The organism is Bdellovibrio sp. HCB209 (assembly GCF_047306065.1).
Classification (GTDB): Bacteria; Bdellovibrionota; Bdellovibrionia; order Bdellovibrionales; family Bdellovibrionaceae; genus Bdellovibrio.
Map to the genome: position 1 here is coordinate 1846079 of NZ_CP178618.1, position 15131 is coordinate 1861209.

Sequence of the window (15131 nt, forward strand, 5' to 3'; positions counted from 1 at the left end):
TTGACATCATCGCTTAAAACCATTTTTTATAGTTAATTTAAAGGTTTAAGTATGTTAGCGACACCGCAGATTCAAAAAGAAATTCAAAGACGCCGTACCTTCGCGATCATCTCGCATCCCGATGCTGGTAAGACCACGCTTACGGAAAAATTACTCTATCACGGGGGCGTGATTCACGAAACCGGTGAGGTAAAGGGGAAATCTGGTTCCAAAGCTGTGACTTCGGACTGGATGGAGCTTGAGAGACAAAAGGGTATCTCCATCACATCATCGGTGATGACTTTCGACTACAATGATTTGCGTGTGAATCTTCTGGATACTCCGGGGCATAAAGACTTCTCTGAGGATACGTACCGCGTTTTGATGGCGGTGGATTCTGCAGCGATGTTGATCGACGTTGCCAAAGGAGTGGAGGAGCGTACTAAGAAGCTTTATGAAGTTTGTCGTCTGCGCAAAATTCCTATTTTCACTTTCGTAAATAAGCTCGACCGTGAAGGTAAAGATCCGCTGACATTGATCGATGAAGTTGAAAAAACTTTGAACATGCAATGCTATCCGGTGACTTGGCCTTTGGGTATCGGTCAGCGCTTCCGTGGTATCTACAATCGCCTGACTCAGGAAATCTGGATCTATGATCAGCGTCGTGAGGAAGTCGAAGACTACCAAAAAATCCCATTCGTAAAAGGGAAAGACGATCAAATTCTTTATAACTACCTTGATAAAGAATCCGCGGATCAAGTTCTTGAAGAACTTGATTTGATCGAGGGCGCTCTTCCGCCATTCGATGTGAACGAGTTTCTATCAGGCCAAATTTCACCTGTGACATTCGGTTCTGCGAAACAAAATTTCGGGGTGGATACGTTCCTTCAGTTCTTTACTAAGTATGCGCCAGGTCCTCAGGCTCGTCCGACGAAGGACAATCAGATCATGGATCCTTTGGATGCAAAATTCACAGGCTTCGTTTTCAAAATCCAAGCGAATATGGATCGTCGTCACCGTGACCGTATCGCCTTTATCCGTATCTGCTCAGGTAAGTTTGAGCGTGGGATGAAGGTTCAGCACTCGCGCTTAGAAAGAGAACTGCGCCTTGCATACTCTTCTCAGTTCGTCGCAGCCGATAAGGAAACTGTCGATGAAGCTTACGCCGGCGATATCGTGGGGGTTGGTGATACAGGGAACTTTGCAATTGGGGATTGTGTTTCTTCTTCTGGAAAAATCCAATTCGAAGACATTCCAAAATTCGCTCCGGAATTGTTCGGTCGTTTGAGTGTTCGCGACGCTTTGAAACGTCAAAAACTACAAGAAGCCCTTCGTCACTTGTCCGAAGAGGGTGCGATCCAATTGTTCATTGAACCACACATAGGTCCACAAGATCCTATCATCGGTGCCGTCGGTGAACTTCAATTCGAAGTTTTGATGCACAGACTTCAAGACGAATACAATTTGGAAGTGAAGCTGAATCGTCTGCCATACGGCGTATGTCGTTGGCCGTTGATTGATGGTAAGCCGGTTGCGAGCCTTAAGGGTGGCGCAAATATGGCCGCCGATCTTATTGGCAACCCAGTGGTTTTGGTAAATCAAGAATGGGATTTAAATTGGTTAAAACGTGAGAACCCAGATGTTGAGTTCAGCACAAGTATTTCGAGAGCGAGATAATGTTACCTTTAAAAATAGATAATCTAAAAAAGAAATACCCTTCCGGCCAAGAGGCCGTGAAAGGTATTAGTTTGGACGTAAAGCCGGGGGAGATCTTTGGTCTCCTTGGCCCGAATGGCGCGGGTAAAACGACGATCATTTCCACGATCACAACACTTGAGGAGCCCTCCAGCGGGGCGGTTGAAGTGTTTGGTCAAGACGTGATGGCCAACCCTCGTTATACAAAACAGCAGCTCGGCGTAGTTCACCAAGAGGTGATCACGTCCGGATTTTTCAGTGTTGATGAGATTCTGAATTTCCAATCGGGTTACTATGGAATTCGCAATAACAAAGATCGTATCGATTTTCTGTTACATAAGCTTTCCTTGTATGAACATCGCCATAAAAAAGTAAAACAGCTTTCTGGTGGTATGAAACGTCGTTTGATGATTGCGAAAGCATTGGTGCACACACCTCGCTTGCTTTTGTTGGATGAGCCAACGGCGGGCGTGGATATTGGTCTGCGCGAAACGTTGTGGCAGTTCGTTCAAGAGCTTCGTAAAGACGGGATGTCGATTTTACTGACCACTCATTACCTTGAGGAAGCAGAACAGCTTTGTGATCGTATTGGGATCATCAATCTGGGAAATCTGGAAGCTTTGGGCGAAACCAAAGAATTGGTTCGTAAATACACTCAGAAAAAAATCCGTCTGACATTGTCAGAACCGTTCGCATTCAAAACCGACCACATGTTCTTCCAAGAAGGCATGGAGTTTATGTTTGTGGTGCCGCCAGGAAAACTAATGGGCGAGTTTTTAAATGAAATCCAAGTTCCCGTGAACATCATCAAGGATGTGAAAATCGAAGAGGGCAATTTGGAAGAAGCCTTTATGAAGGTGGTGAGCAAATGATGACACCATTTATTGCACTTTTCCGTCGGGAAATTGCGCGCTTTTTAAAAGTGATCGTACAAACGATTGTAACTCCATTCGTTTCTTCGTTTTTGTATTTATTGATCTTTGGTGTGTCTTTGGGGGCAACGATGCCAACACATCAAGGTGTCCAGTATCTTTCATTCTTGATTCCAGGTTTGATGATGATGGGCTTAATGAATAATGCTTTTCAAAACTCATCCTCGTCGATTGTATCGTCGAAGTTCTCAGGGGATTTGGAAGATCTTCGTGTTGCACCTATCAGCAATCAAGAGATCATCTGGGCAATGAGTTTGGCGGCTTTGGTTCGCGGCTTCATCGTCGCTTTGATCACTTACTTTGTGGGTTCCGTTTTCTGTTGGTATCAACAGGGAGAGATCCTGACCATTGCTCACCCGATTTACACGATTTTCTTTACCGTTGTAGCCGGGTTGATTTTCGCTTTATTGGGAATTTCTATCGCGTTTTGGGCCACTACATTTGATCAGTTGTCGGCATTTTCAGCGTTTATTCTGTTGCCGCTGACTTATCTGGGTGGCGTGTTCTTGTCGATTGATCACTTGCATCCGTTCTGGCAGATGCTTTCTAAATTGAATCCATTGCTTTATTTGATCAATGGCCTTCGTTACGGAGTGATCGGTGTCAGTGACGTGGGAATGGAAGTGGCTGTGCCAGTTTCTATTTTGGGTTTTATTGTGTTCTATGGACTTGCTAATTTCAGCCTCAAACGTGGATCATTCCAGCGTTGGTAACCTGATTTCAGTAAGTTAACGCCCTTAGTTAGCGTGAGTGCTTTGTGATTCACAGGCCATGGGGTAATTAAATTCGATTATTCGGAGAATACGATGTTTGAGAATTTATCTGATAAAATTATGGCATCCCTTAAAAAGGTCCGTGGTCAAAGTAAGATCACGGAATCTAATATTGAAGATGTCATTAAAGAGATTCGTCTGAGCTTCCTTGAAGCTGACGTAAACTTTAAAGTCGTAAAGAACTTTATTGATCGCGTGAAGGCGAAAGCCCTGGGCGCGGAAGTTCTTCAGAATGTAAATCCCGGTCAGCAATTCGTAAAAATCGTCCATGATGAGTTGGTGCAAACATTGGGTGGCGGTGCTGTTGATATCAACGTGCGCGAAAACCCGAGTGTGATCTTTATGGTCGGTTTGCAAGGTGCTGGTAAAACGACATCTTCTGCAAAGCTTGCTCTTTATATTCGCCAAAAACTAGGTAAGAAGCCAGGTTTGATCCCTGCCGATATCTATCGTCCAGCCGCGATCGATCAGCTTCAAACTTTGGGTAAGCAAAATAATATCCCGACATTCCCAACACCGATTGGAATGAAACCAGAAGAGATTCTGGAAAAATCCAAACAATGGGCTCGTGACAACATGGTCGATGTGGTTATCGTCGATACTGCAGGTCGCTTGCAGGTTGATGATGAGTTGATGGGTGAGCTTGGCCGCCTGAAAGACATCTGGGCTCCACAAGAAATCTTGTTGGTAGCAGATGCGATGCTGGGGCAGCAGTCCGTGAATGTCGCTGAGGGCTTCCATAAGCGTTTGAACCTGACAGGCCTTGTGCTGACGAAGGTGGACGGGGATGCGCGCGGTGGTGCGGCTCTATCTATTCGCGAAGTAACTGGTATTCCGATTAAGTTCCTAGGTGTGGGCGAGAAAGTAAACGCTCTTGAAGTTTTCCATCCGGATCGTCTTGCGGGACGTATCTTGGATATGGGCGACGTTTTGTCGCTTGTGGAAAGAGCTGCGGAAGTAATCGATGAAAAAGCCGCTCGTGATTCTGCTAAGAAGATCATGAAGAACGAATTCACCCTGGATGATTTCCTGGGGCAGATTCAGCAGCTTAAAAAAATGGGTGGTTTTGAGACTATTTTGAAGTTTTTACCGGGTATGGGTGAGATTTCTAAACAGCTTAAAAACATGACTCCGCCAGATAATGAGATTAAGAAGATCGAGGCGATCATTCGTTCGATGACTATCCAAGAACGTAATAATCATAAGATCCTTAATGCATCGCGTCGTACGCGTATTGCAAATGGCTCTGGCACCCAGGTTTCCGATGTGAACAAGCTTATCAAGCAGTTTGAAGACGCTAAAAAGATGATGAGCGGTATGATGAAAATGGGTATGGGCCGTGGTGGGATGAAGTTCCCATTTTAAGGCTTGATATTTTAAATTAAACAAAGTACACAGTTGAGCTTACTGTTGAAAACAAGAGGTTTAGAAAATGGCAGTTGTAATTCGTTTGGCTCGTATGGGCGCTAAGCATGATCCTAAATACCGCATCACTGTTGCGGATTCTCGTCGTTATGTTACTGGTAAATTCCTTGAGATCCTTGGCGTTTACAATCCAACCCCACGTGGTAACGATAAAAAAGTCGAGCTAGATCTAGCAAAAGTAGAAGCTTGGATCAAAAAAGGTGCTCAACCTACTGATCGCGTAAAACACGTTATTAAATTGGCCCAAGGTAAATAAATAGTTGGCATCTGAGTGATATGCGATAAAATATCACTTAGGTAACTTCTGTTGGGGGTAATATGGATAGCTTGAAAGACCTCGTTGAGTTCATGGCGAAGTCCCTTGTCGATAAGCCTGAGAATGTTGAAGTGGATGAAATTCCAGGTCAGCAAACGACTCTACTTGCACTTAAAGTAGATAAAGAAGATCTTGGTAAGGTTATCGGTAAACAAGGTAAAACAGCTGCAGCGATGAGAACAATCATCCGCGCCGCTGGTACTAAGCTGAACAAACGCTATCACCTGGATATCGTTGAATAGTATTCAGAAGTATTAAAATTTAGATTTTTAGGGAAGGGGTTGTGTTACACAACCCCTTTCTGTTTCTGAGGTAAGTATGAAATTAGTAGGTAAAGTTAGAGAAGCTCACGGTCTAAAGGGTGACCTTTATGTCCTTATTTTTTCGGGTGAGATTTCTTGGGCAAAACGTATGAAGAAATTCGTTTTGCAGGGTAAAGACGGTTCAGCAAGCGAATTCACAGTAGAGCGCACGAAGCCTTTCAAAAAAGGTTTGATCGTGAAAGCCGCTGAGATCGCAGATCGCACAGCTGCTGAAGGCGTTGAGCACATGGAATTCTTGATCGACGAAGACTTGATGGTTTCTAAACCAGGCGAGACGATCTATTTGTCTGAAATTAAAAACTTCAAATTGAAAGATCCAGAACAAAAAGTTTTGGGAGAGATCGTTGGCTTTTCTAGCAACGGTGTTCAAGATCTTTTGGTTGTTGAAGCTGACGGTAAAAAAGTTGAGATTCCATTCGTAGATGCTTTCATCAAAAAAATCGATTTCAAACACCAAGCTGTTGTGATGGATTTGCCAGAAGGCTTGTTCGATCTAGAGAAAGCTTAATGCTTAAAATTGATGTGATCACTCTTTTCCCTGAGATGATTCAGAACGCAGTATCCTACGGTGTTCTGGGGCAGGCGCTTAAGAGTGATCGCTTGAATGTGCAAGCTCACACACCTCGTGAGTTTACCAGTGATCGCCACAAGACAGTGGACGATCGTCCTTTCGGAGGCGGCGATGGCATGATCATGCTTGCCGAGACTCTGGAGAAAACAATTCAAAAAGTGAAGCATAAAAATTCAAGGGTGATCTATCTTTCTCCGCAGGGGGAAGTGCTCACTGATGAAAAAGCTCGTTCGTTAGCGAATGAAGAACATCTGGTTTTGATTTGTGGTCGCTATGGCGGCATCGATCAGCGGATTATCAATTCCCACGTCGACGAAGAGATCTCTATTGGGGATTACGTTCTTTCAGGCGGGGAGTTGGGAGCTTTGGTTGTGGTTGATGCGCTCTCACGCTTTATTCCTGGGGTTCTGGGACATAATGAGAGTGCGGATAAGGATAGCTTTTCAGCGGGCCTGTTAGAGCATCCTAACTTCACTCGACCGCGTGAGTATTTGGGCGAGGAAGTCCCAGCTGTTTTGCTGGGGGGGAATCATAAGTTGATCGGGGAGTGGAAAAATAAAGTTTCCGCCCTGGTGACTTTGGTAAAACGCCCGGATTTGTTCCAAGGCTATTTGGACAAAGAAAATGAGCAGTACCGTTCTTTGAAAAAGAAAAAGACGGAAGCTCCCCTCAAGGAACTTAAAAAATTTTGGATGAATTTATCTGCGGCAGAGCGCGAAACCTTGGGTTTGGCGAGCCTCAGCGAGGAAGATTTTAATGGCTGAAAATACCTATGTGCCACGTCTAGCGATTGGCTTGGTTCACTATCCCGTGAGAGACCGTCAGAACAAAACGGTAGCTACCAACATCACGAATTTCGACATCCATGACATTGCGAGAGCGGCTCAGACTTTCGGAGTGGAAAAATATTACATCATCCATCCGATGCAAGAGCAGCTAATGTTCGTAGATCGCGTTCTGGATCACTGGAGAACAGGCCAAGGGGCGAAGTACAATCCGATGAGAAAAACGGCTCTAGGGACGGTTAAAGCGATTGAGAGCGTTGAAAAGGCCATAGAGGACTGGAATACCCCTGGAACTTTATTAATTTCGACTTCAGCCCGCGATGAAGGCCTTAAAAAGTACTCATTTAGCGAGTTGCGTCATGAAATGCACGTAGAAAAAAAGCCCGTATTTATGTTATTTGGTACTGGCAACGGCATGACCAGTGAGCTTCTAAGATCCTGCTCCGGAGTTTTAGAAAGCATTCGAGGGGCTCCTCCCCAAGATTACCGCCATCTTTCTGTAAGATCGGCAGTAAGTATCTGTCTTGACCGCGTAATGGGTCCATGGTAGACCCTTGTTTTACTTTTTGTGAAAATTTGAATGGCATAAGGGACTAAGCAATGGCTAAAGCTGTAAAAAAGACTGTAAAAGCAAAATCTGAAGTTAAAGAAACAAATCTTGTTCGTCGCGTAAGCATCAAAGCTGCTAACAAAAACATCCAAGCTTTCGACTCTGGTGACACTGTTAACGTATACGTTAAAGTTAAAGAGGGTGAGAAAGAGCGCGTTCAGCTTTACAAAGGTATCGTAACTAAAATCCAAGGTGCAGGCGCTGCGAAATCTTTCACAGTTCGTAAAATCTCTGCAGGTGTTGGCGTTGAGAGAACTTTCCCGTTCAACTCTCCAGCATTGGACAAAGTTGAATTGGTTAACGTAGGTAAAGTACGTCGTTCTAAACTTTACTTCCTACGCAAACTTTCTGGTAAAGCAGCTAAGATCGAATCTGAGTTGGTTTCCACAGCTACAGCTGAGTAGTTTTAACTACTGAAATTTCTGAAAATGAAAATTCAAAGACCTGGTTCTGACGAGCCAGGTCTTTTTTATTTTTCCGTGACCGCTATAAATCTCTCTGTCTAAAATCACCGAGCCTCAACATGGAAGCATCGGAGATACGACAGCATGGCTCAGAAAAAATCATCAGCAAAAAATCTCACTGTCGTTAAAGCAAAAAAAACGGCTAAACCTAAAAAGAATCTGGATTTGCCTAAAGTGGATTGGCGCGAATTTTCTCCATCACCAGTTATCGGAGTTGATGAAGTAGGACGTGGTTGTCTTGCGGGGCCTGTCTATGCGGCTGCGGTGATTTTTGATTCAGAAGATCTGCAAGATCTGGTGACGGACTCTAAGCTTTTGTCCGAAGAGCGTCGTGAAGAGTTGGCTCTTTTGATTAAAGAAAAGCATAAAGTGGGTATTGGTTCTGCATCTGTTGAAGAGATCGATGAGCTTAACATCTTGCAAGCATCACTGCTTGCGATGAAGCGCGCGATTGAGGCTTTGGGTGTGAAATCAGGACATGTCTTGGTGGATGGAAATCAAAAAATTCCGAATCTGCCAGGCTATGAACAAACGACAGTCATTAAAGGTGACTTGCGTGTGGCTCCGATCTCTGCGGCATCAATTGTTGCGAAAGTGACTCGTGATAATTTGATGAAAGAGATGGGAGTGAAATATCCAGTCTATGGCTTCGAAGGACACAAAGGCTACTCCACGCCAGTGCACAAACAATCCATCGTCGAACACGGACCGTGCGAACATCATCGCAAGTCCTTCGCCGGTGTTAAAGAATACCTCCGTTAGAAAAGCGTACTGGGCGCACGAACGCGGCGTTCAGTCGGAAGAATTCGTCTCTCAATACTACATTCATCGCGGTTATCAATTGCTCAAGCGTCGAGTGAAAACTCCGTATGCGGAGATCGACTTATTGTTCCGCACTCCCGATCGCCGAAATCTTTTAATGGTCGAAGTAAAGACGGCGAATCAGGCGACGTTTTATAACGTGCGCATTTCTCCAAGACAGAAATTCAGATTAAAAGGTGCTGCTGTATTTTTAGCGGCGCGATTCAATTGTCTGGTCGAAGTTCATTGGGCGTTTGTGACTCGATTCGGAGAAATCACAATCATAGACGATGTAACATAATGGTTGCTGCCGAATATGCCGCTTTAATTTGTGCAGCAGTTATGCGATTAGAAACCGAATTGATCGAGGGCTTCTGGTGGGATCGGTGGTTTTGGTGTTCCGTCGAAATTGAACTCGAAGCTTAGGCGCCAGTTCGTATCACCACCAGTAACCTGATCTTGAATGAATGTGATCATCCAGCAATCGCCTGGCGGTTTGAATTGTCCAATGTAGGCCCATGATTTCGGATTGTCATTTTGCGAACTCTGGATATTCGCATCGTACACGATACGTCCCATCAAGTTGATGTAGCGAGAAATGAAACCCGCAGACAGAGTCCAGTCCTCAGTTCTGGCAGAGGTATCGACCTGTTTTCCTGGAGAGATTTTGTATTGTTTCGTTAAGGCGATTTGCGCAAATTGGCCTTTATCGTTCATCACACGTACACGAGATGAGGCATTCGTAACACCATGGTACGGATAGTAGTTAAAGATCGAGTATGTCTGGAAGCGGTCCAAACGCACATCAAGTGTGGCGCTGAGGTCTGACCATGGCTCCGCTTGGGCTTTGTTCACTTGAGTGCCGTCGTAAGACTGAGCGAGTTTTAAATACCCGATCTGTTGATACTCGGGACGGTCGTTCAGCCAGCTTTTGCGAATCAATTTATTAGTCACCGCTAAAGTCACCAAATTGCGATCATAGACGCGGTCGGTGTAGTCGAACTGCAAGCCGTAATCAGAAGCCAAATCCAAGTCGGTGATGGAGTCTGTAGACGTATAAGGCGCATCATTCACTTGGCCTTGGCCATAGAATGAGTGATTGCCCTGATCGATCCACGGGATGTTTGTGTAAGAGATCTCTGGGATGATTTCGTGTTTGTAGCGAGTCGCTTTGGCATCGACTTGGTCGCCATAAATGCGACTGAAATCCATGCGACCTGCAAGCTCTGTACGGGCATAGCGACGAACGTAGTTTTTAGATTCGCCAACCTCGAAGTTGTAGTGGGTTTCGCGGTAGCTCACGCGAGGCAGAACGTCGATACCATCTGTCACTTTGATCGGATAGGACAGTGTTGGGAGGAAGTCTAAACGCTGACCTGTGCGAATCAAGTCAGTGCTTGGATCATAAGAGCCATCGTAAACTTTGTAGCAGCCTTTTTGATTCGACCAATCCCATCGGTTGCAAGAGTTCTTGATGTAACGAATTCTGTTTCCATCAACTGTGTCGTAAACCATGTCGTCGTAGGCTTGGCCACTGCGAGCAAAGTTTACGAAATCAAGATTGATCGTATAAACGAAATTTGTATCGCCGATATTCTTTTCAACCTGGGACCAACGGATTTCAGGCAAGCGGTGAACAGCATCATCATTGGCAGCCAGAGGATCTGCTTGCAGAAGATTGTAGTAGTAAGATGTATCAACGCTGGTGTGAGTGTCTTTGGTGTTCTTAGTGACAGAGAAACGGCTTTCCATGGCAGAGTCACCGTGATTCATCGTCTCAAGCGGGAAGTCTTTCGGATATTGCAGGTCACTCGCTAAATTGATTGTCGAGCGGGTGATATAGTCCTCTGGCATCGTGTGATAGTGTTCGTACTTAATATACCAACGCTCAAGCGGTTTATTAACCTCTTGCGGACTTCGGAATTCGTTCAGACGAGGATCTGTACCGAAGGCGCTGTCGTAAACAGTCGACGTGCTTAAAATACCGCTGCTTTCTTCGTTCAGCGCGTATCTGTATTCAAGCATTCCTTTAAGACCACGCTTTTCATAGTTCTTAACGGTGATCGTCGCATCAGTACTTCTGGAGATGGCCCAGAAATACGGTTGATAGATCGTGAAGCCCCCCTTATCAGATAACTCAAAACCAGGAGTTAGAAGACCAGATTGGCGGTCACTCTTCAAAGGAACAACTAAGTAAGGGAGCCACAAAACGGGGATATCAGAAATGCGCAAAATCGCATTTTTAATATAAGCATAGCCGCCCATTTCCGCGCGAACTGTGGAGCCGGAAAAACTCCAAGAGGCAGGGCAGTTTGTACATGTCGTATAGTCGGCATTGCTGACGATGAACTCTTGGTCGCCGGTTTTTTCTAGGACATTCCCGGTGAAGTTCACAGGTCCTGATGAAACGAAGCCGTCATAGATAATGCCGGTGTTATTTTCGTAGTCGAGATTCACACGCGAACCCGCGATGGTGTTTTTGGTGTCGGTGATCTCTACATTTCCAGTTAGTTCCGCGCGATGAGTTCTCAGGTGAACGGTCGCTTTGTCGGCCTTGATGTGCTGACCTTGATAGACGATCTGGACGTTGCCTTCCAGTTCAACGGTTTCTTTCTCGTTATCGCGGAACATGCTGTCCGCATTCAGTAAAATCCCCTGAATTTTAGCCGCAGGTGTATCCGCAGCCGAAGCCACAGAACTTGTCGCGAAGGACAGGACTAATGATAAAAACAAGATGAACCAGCGTAGATGCACCAAACTATAGTAGGTATCACTTGGCCCTTTGTCGAGCATGAAATTTGGACTCAAAACAGCAAGAATTTGCGCCGTTAAGTAAGAGTCTGATCAGTGATGAAAGGGATTTTTCAATGGATTTGAAACTCGTTTTGGACGGGGATATTACGATTATTTCTTTGAGCGGTCGCATCGAGATCGAAAAAACTCAAAGCTTCAAACAAGCTTGCTTAACGACTTTTGCAGATAAAAAAGTTGTTTTCTGTATGAAGAATTTGAACTTTGTGGGGTCTTCAGGGATTCAATCGTTCTTTGGGGTTCTGAATGACCTCAATAACGACAAAAAGATGAATGTAAAAATCGCGGGATTAACACCTGATTTCCAGCGCCTTTTTGCGTTTTCGCAGTGTCCAGCGCTGGAAGTTCATGAAAGTATCGAAGGCGCGCTACAGAGCTTTTGCTAGTAGCGGGCTTCGGAACCGAAGCCTACTTTCTTAATTCATTTAATTTCTGACTTAGCTCAAGGTTTAAGCGCTCTAAAGCAGCGGCTGCAGCCTTGAGTTTTTCGTTTTCTTCGTTCTTAGCATTCCACATAAAGCGCAAGCTTTCCAATTGCTCAAAATACTGGCGATTTTCTTTTTCCAGTTTCTGAATGGACTCTTGATCTTGCACTACGCGAATTTGTAGATCCGCATGCTCTACACCTAGTTTTTGATTCTGACGCGTAAGCTCGGACATGCGTTCTTGCTGACGATTGATCTCTTGCTCTAGGCGGTGGCGCAATTCATCTTTGCTGCGACGAACGACAACCAACTCATTTTCCAAGGTGTCTTGGCGCTCTAAAGCAGAGTGAAGTTTCGCTGTTCTAACTTCAAGGTCTTCTTGAGCTTGATGTAGTACTTGAAGTTCTTTCGACATACTTGTGATCTGGTCTTCATAATGTTGAACCATCTCTTGAGCTTTTTTGTCGGAAGTCTCGACTTGGTAACGAGCATTCTTAGTTACTTCAATAACTTGATGGCGTAAGTCACGCAGAAGAGCTTCTTTGTGATTTAGATCTGCTTCAAGTTCAGAAACGCGAACATCTTGGGCTGCAGAGTATTCTTTCAGCTGAGTGATGTAAGGTTTAACCTGGTTTTTGATGCGATCATGATATTTTTGATGACGTAAAAGCTCCGAATTCATGGAGCTCAATTTTTCGTCAAGCGCGCGTAGTTTTTCACTTTGAATTTCTTTTTCGCGCTCGATTTGATCAACCTTGTGTTTCCACATGTTGTCTTTTTCTCTCCAAACCAAAATTTGATCTGTGACAGAAGATTGCGAAAGGCGTGCTTTCGTATTTTCTTCGCCCAAACGTTGGTTTTCATTTTCCAATAAAGAGAGACGGCGGATCGCCACTTTCAGGCGTGCCATCAAATCTTCATTCTGGGAAATTAGATTTTCCACAGTTGAAGACTTTAAGATCTCTTTTGGTAAATGACTGACGTCAGCTCGTTTTGGGAGCTCGTCGGGAAGTGGAATAGCAGCAGCCGTTGGATGCTGTTGGTCCATATCAAAATCAAGATGTCCTAATTTAGCGCTCTGGAATTGTTCGGTGTCCATAGCCCTCCTCCATGAAGTCTAGGTCGCCCTTAATCTAGTTTCTCAATCCGAAACGGTCTCGTCAAACCAAAGGCTTAAGACTAGACCTAGGCCAAGTGAAATGGGCTTCATTGTTTAGGGGGATTGTCCGAAAAGTTCTCTATGGCTGTTCCTGCATTAAAAGACAATGCCGCTGTGGCATCGGAAATTAAGAAGATCGACGACGCAAACCTCTTTGATATGGGGTCGGTGGATCGTTCGGATTTGGGTAAGCCAGAGACTCTTCGTAATAAGATTCTTACCTGGGTATTGGCTGAGCGCTATGATCGTGCGATTGAGGAGCTGAAGGATTTCCTAGATGCTCCGTCGGATTATCCTGATTTTAAAGGCAAAGTGACTCGTTATATCCATCACGGCATCGATTTGATTTATGCGATTAAAGCGAAACGTGGATTTCCTGGGATCAACTCGCTGACTCGAGCTAAGCAGCAAGAGCTTCGTGAAAAGTTTAAAGAACACTTCAAAGAGCTTCAGTATATCCTTAAAACAATTGAGAAAGTTCAAACGGATCTGCGCATTGCGGATGCTCGTTCGACTATTTATGTGGTCCGTGCTTTGTGTGCGGCTTCGTTAGGGATTATTATCCTGGCATTCTGGTTGGATATCGTTCACGGTTTGGCGCAAACCAGTGTGATTGTCTTTGATGATGCCTTCGGGCGGCTTGCCAACTGGTTGGTAGAGCTTGTCGGGTTATAAAAAAAAAGCCACTCTCGCGAGTGGCTTTTTTGTTTCTTACTTCTTAATCGATTTATAGACAGCTTCAAGATTTAACTTTTGCTGACCGTTCGGCAGAAGTTTGCCGTTTACGAACACCGTTGGTGTTCCGGAAATCTGTGCGTCTTCGCCTTCTTTAGCCATTTCTGACACAAGTTGAGTTGTCGCTGGATCCTTCAAGCAGTTCTTGAGGTCATCAAGGGAAATGCCTGTTGCTGTTGCAACTTGCTCGATAGATTTATCAAGATTTTGCATGCCCATAAGTTCGTTTTGTTTGTCGAAAATATAGTCGTGAGCAGTCCAGCCTTTTTGTGCGATTTTCTCTGCGCACATCACTGAAGTTGCAAGTCCGCAGCGAATGCCATCTTTGAAGTTCACGGCCTTGTTGCAAGTTCCATCCAATGGGAATGGTTTAAAGACCAATTTCACATCGGGATGGCTTTCGATGAACGCGTGGATCGGAGGTGCTGCGTGTTTGCAATGCGGACAGAAAAAGTCAGCAAATTCAACGATCGTCATAACGGGAGCGTCGGAGCCTTTTTGTTTAATAAGACCCTTAGTTAGATCGAATTTTTGCTCTGGGAAAACTGTCCAAGAAGACACCACTTCAGTGGAGCGTCTTTCGATGTCGTTGAAGCCATTTTGTTCTGTGTACATCAAGTTCACCACGAACGCGATTACCGGAATTGCGATCAACGAGCCCAAGACCCATCTTTCGGAAACGAAAGTGTCCTTGATATCTTCAGTGAGGTTGCTAATAGAAAGGTCGTTAGCTCCTTGCCAAGCTCCAATAAATGTCAGGATGGAAAGGACATATGCTGCCATACAGAACAGGCAGTATGTTGTCATCGCTGTGAAAGAGATCGCTCCCATCACCAGTGAGCCAAGGAGAACCACGCTTGACATTAAGAAGGCATAGCGGCCTGTTTTATCGCGATCTTGCGTTAGATTCCAACGAGTTACACACAAAAGGAAAAGTAGAATCAAGTTTGTTGCTAGACCCCACATTGCCACTGGAATTCCTAAGAATTGAGCAAAAGTGCTGGAAGCTACAGTGTCGCAATTGAATGTTTCGTTGATGTTACAAACGGAAGCGCCAGGATCTGTGCCGAACTTAACAACATAAAAGTGTTGGAAAAGGTAAGCATGAACGCCGACAGCGATCAATGTTGCGATAACTGCAATTGTCAGGAACAGGTTTTTGCGTGATGTGTTTTTCATGCCCTATTGAATCTTAGATTCGTGTTTGAAATCAATAGAATTTATGCAAAAATTAAAGGGCTATCAAGGAAGACAGCTTTGAACGACATACAAAAGTGGATTCGAATTCGAAAAGATCTCTATTTGCAAATGGAGAAACAAGTCCGTC

The 15131-nt window shown here is 44.7% G+C and carries 17 protein-coding genes; 14 read left to right on the forward strand and 3 right to left on the reverse strand.

Translation table 11 applies throughout. The features are described 5' to 3' along the window. Positions 1-51: 51 nt before the first annotated feature. From ACLVWP_RS09015 to ACLVWP_RS09070, 12 genes are all read left to right on the forward strand, one after another. A complete protein-coding gene (locus ACLVWP_RS09015) occupies positions 52-1656 on the forward strand; it encodes a peptide chain release factor 3 (RefSeq protein ID WP_413561450.1) in 1605 nt (534 codons plus the stop codon). Beyond that, entirely contained in the window at positions 1656-2546 is an 891-nt protein-coding gene (locus ACLVWP_RS09020) for an ABC transporter ATP-binding protein (RefSeq protein ID WP_413561451.1), read from the forward strand. The genes ACLVWP_RS09015 and ACLVWP_RS09020 overlap by 1 nt, the downstream gene beginning before the upstream one ends. After that, a complete protein-coding gene (locus ACLVWP_RS09025; protein WP_413561452.1) occupies positions 2543-3319 on the forward strand; it encodes an ABC transporter permease in 777 nt (258 codons plus the stop codon). The genes ACLVWP_RS09020 and ACLVWP_RS09025 overlap by 4 nt, the downstream gene beginning before the upstream one ends. Positions 3320-3412: 93 nt before the next feature. Beyond that, the gene (ffh, locus tag ACLVWP_RS09030) at positions 3413-4744 is read left to right on the forward strand and encodes a signal recognition particle protein (RefSeq protein WP_413561453.1); all 1332 of its coding nucleotides are present in this window, start codon (positions 3413-3415) and stop codon (positions 4742-4744) included. A 67-nt stretch (positions 4745-4811) separates the two neighbouring features. After that, positions 4812-5060 carry a 30S ribosomal protein S16 gene (gene rpsP, locus ACLVWP_RS09035; protein WP_142700159.1) on the forward strand — a complete coding sequence of 83 codons (249 nt, stop codon included), beginning with the start codon at positions 4812-4814 and terminating at the stop codon, positions 5058-5060. 62 nt (positions 5061-5122) lie between these two features. After that, positions 5123-5362 carry a KH domain-containing protein gene (locus tag ACLVWP_RS09040; RefSeq protein ID WP_038446499.1) on the forward strand — a complete coding sequence of 80 codons (240 nt, stop codon included), beginning with the start codon at positions 5123-5125 and terminating at the stop codon, positions 5360-5362. 76 nt (positions 5363-5438) lie between these two features. Beyond that, positions 5439-5951, forward strand: coding sequence for a ribosome maturation factor RimM (rimM, locus tag ACLVWP_RS09045; protein WP_413561455.1), 513 nt, complete (start codon positions 5439-5441; stop codon positions 5949-5951). Beyond that, on the forward strand, positions 5951-6778 hold the full coding sequence (gene trmD / locus ACLVWP_RS09050) for a tRNA (guanosine(37)-N1)-methyltransferase TrmD (RefSeq protein ID WP_413561457.1): 828 nt from the start codon (positions 5951-5953) through the stop codon (positions 6776-6778). The genes rimM and trmD overlap by 1 nt, the downstream gene beginning before the upstream one ends. Beyond that, positions 6771-7349 (forward strand): RNA methyltransferase, encoded by a 579-nt coding sequence (locus ACLVWP_RS09055; protein WP_413561458.1) that lies wholly within the window; start codon positions 6771-6773, stop codon positions 7347-7349. The genes trmD and ACLVWP_RS09055 overlap by 8 nt, the downstream gene beginning before the upstream one ends. A gap of 50 nt (positions 7350-7399) precedes the next feature. Continuing rightward, on the forward strand, positions 7400-7813 hold the full coding sequence (gene rplS / locus ACLVWP_RS09060; RefSeq protein ID WP_413561460.1) for a 50S ribosomal protein L19: 414 nt from the start codon (positions 7400-7402) through the stop codon (positions 7811-7813). A gap of 144 nt (positions 7814-7957) precedes the next feature. Then, positions 7958-8635, forward strand: coding sequence for a ribonuclease HII (locus ACLVWP_RS09065; protein ID WP_413561461.1), 678 nt, complete (start codon positions 7958-7960; stop codon positions 8633-8635). Beyond that, positions 8613-8975, forward strand: a complete 363-nt coding sequence (locus ACLVWP_RS09070; RefSeq protein WP_413561462.1) for a YraN family protein — start codon at positions 8613-8615, stop codon at positions 8973-8975. The genes ACLVWP_RS09065 and ACLVWP_RS09070 overlap by 23 nt, the downstream gene beginning before the upstream one ends. Before the next feature lie 47 nt (positions 8976-9022). Here ACLVWP_RS09070 and ACLVWP_RS09075 read toward each other — a convergent pair whose 3' ends face one another. Next, entirely contained in the window at positions 9023-11407 is a 2385-nt protein-coding gene (locus tag ACLVWP_RS09075) for an LPS-assembly protein LptD (RefSeq protein WP_413561463.1), read from the reverse strand. A gap of 134 nt (positions 11408-11541) precedes the next feature. On the opposite strand from ACLVWP_RS09075, the gene ACLVWP_RS09080 reads away from it, so the two are divergent. After that, positions 11542-11871: an STAS domain-containing protein gene (locus ACLVWP_RS09080; protein ID WP_413561464.1), complete on the forward strand. Its 330-nt coding sequence runs from the start codon at positions 11542-11544 to the stop codon at positions 11869-11871. 22 nt (positions 11872-11893) lie between these two features. Here ACLVWP_RS09080 and ACLVWP_RS09085 read toward each other — a convergent pair whose 3' ends face one another. Next, positions 11894-13009 (reverse strand): hypothetical protein, encoded by a 1116-nt coding sequence (locus ACLVWP_RS09085; protein ID WP_413561466.1) that lies wholly within the window; start codon positions 13007-13009, stop codon positions 11894-11896. 141 nt (positions 13010-13150) lie between these two features. On the opposite strand from ACLVWP_RS09085, the gene ACLVWP_RS09090 reads away from it, so the two are divergent. Continuing rightward, positions 13151-13744: a hypothetical protein gene (locus tag ACLVWP_RS09090; RefSeq protein ID WP_413561467.1), complete on the forward strand. Its 594-nt coding sequence runs from the start codon at positions 13151-13153 to the stop codon at positions 13742-13744. A 36-nt stretch (positions 13745-13780) separates the two neighbouring features. Here ACLVWP_RS09090 and ACLVWP_RS09095 read toward each other — a convergent pair whose 3' ends face one another. Then, on the reverse strand, positions 13781-14983 hold the full coding sequence (locus ACLVWP_RS09095; RefSeq protein ID WP_413561469.1) for a DsbA family protein: 1203 nt from the start codon (positions 14981-14983) through the stop codon (positions 13781-13783). Positions 14984-15131 lie beyond the last annotated feature (148 nt).

Excerpts from the sequence above, each read along its gene's own strand:
- ACLVWP_RS09015 (WP_413561450.1), top strand. The coding sequence starts at position 52 with ATGTTAGCGACACCGCAGATTCAAAAAGAAATTCAAAGACGCCGTACC.
- ACLVWP_RS09020 (WP_413561451.1), top strand. The coding sequence starts at position 1,656 with ATGTTACCTTTAAAAATAGATAATCTAAAAAAGAAATACCCTTCCGGC.
- ACLVWP_RS09025 (WP_413561452.1), top strand. The coding sequence starts at position 2,543 with ATGATGACACCATTTATTGCACTTTTCCGTCGGGAAATTGCGCGCTTT.
- ffh (WP_413561453.1), top strand. The coding sequence starts at position 3,413 with ATGTTTGAGAATTTATCTGATAAAATTATGGCATCCCTTAAAAAGGTC.
- rpsP (WP_142700159.1), top strand. The coding sequence starts at position 4,812 with ATGGCAGTTGTAATTCGTTTGGCTCGTATGGGCGCTAAGCATGATCCT.
- ACLVWP_RS09040 (WP_038446499.1), top strand. The coding sequence starts at position 5,123 with ATGGATAGCTTGAAAGACCTCGTTGAGTTCATGGCGAAGTCCCTTGTC.
- rimM (WP_413561455.1), top strand. The coding sequence starts at position 5,439 with ATGAAATTAGTAGGTAAAGTTAGAGAAGCTCACGGTCTAAAGGGTGAC.
- trmD (WP_413561457.1), top strand. The coding sequence starts at position 5,951 with ATGCTTAAAATTGATGTGATCACTCTTTTCCCTGAGATGATTCAGAAC.
- ACLVWP_RS09055 (WP_413561458.1), top strand. The coding sequence starts at position 6,771 with ATGGCTGAAAATACCTATGTGCCACGTCTAGCGATTGGCTTGGTTCAC.
- rplS (WP_413561460.1), top strand. The coding sequence starts at position 7,400 with ATGGCTAAAGCTGTAAAAAAGACTGTAAAAGCAAAATCTGAAGTTAAA.
- ACLVWP_RS09065 (WP_413561461.1), top strand. The coding sequence starts at position 7,958 with ATGGCTCAGAAAAAATCATCAGCAAAAAATCTCACTGTCGTTAAAGCA.
- ACLVWP_RS09080 (WP_413561464.1), top strand. The coding sequence starts at position 11,542 with ATGGATTTGAAACTCGTTTTGGACGGGGATATTACGATTATTTCTTTG.
- ACLVWP_RS09085 (WP_413561466.1), bottom strand. The coding sequence starts at position 13,009 with ATGGACACCGAACAATTCCAGAGCGCTAAATTAGGACATCTTGATTTT.
- ACLVWP_RS09090 (WP_413561467.1), top strand. The coding sequence starts at position 13,151 with ATGGCTGTTCCTGCATTAAAAGACAATGCCGCTGTGGCATCGGAAATT.
- ACLVWP_RS09095 (WP_413561469.1), bottom strand. The coding sequence starts at position 14,983 with ATGAAAAACACATCACGCAAAAACCTGTTCCTGACAATTGCAGTTATC.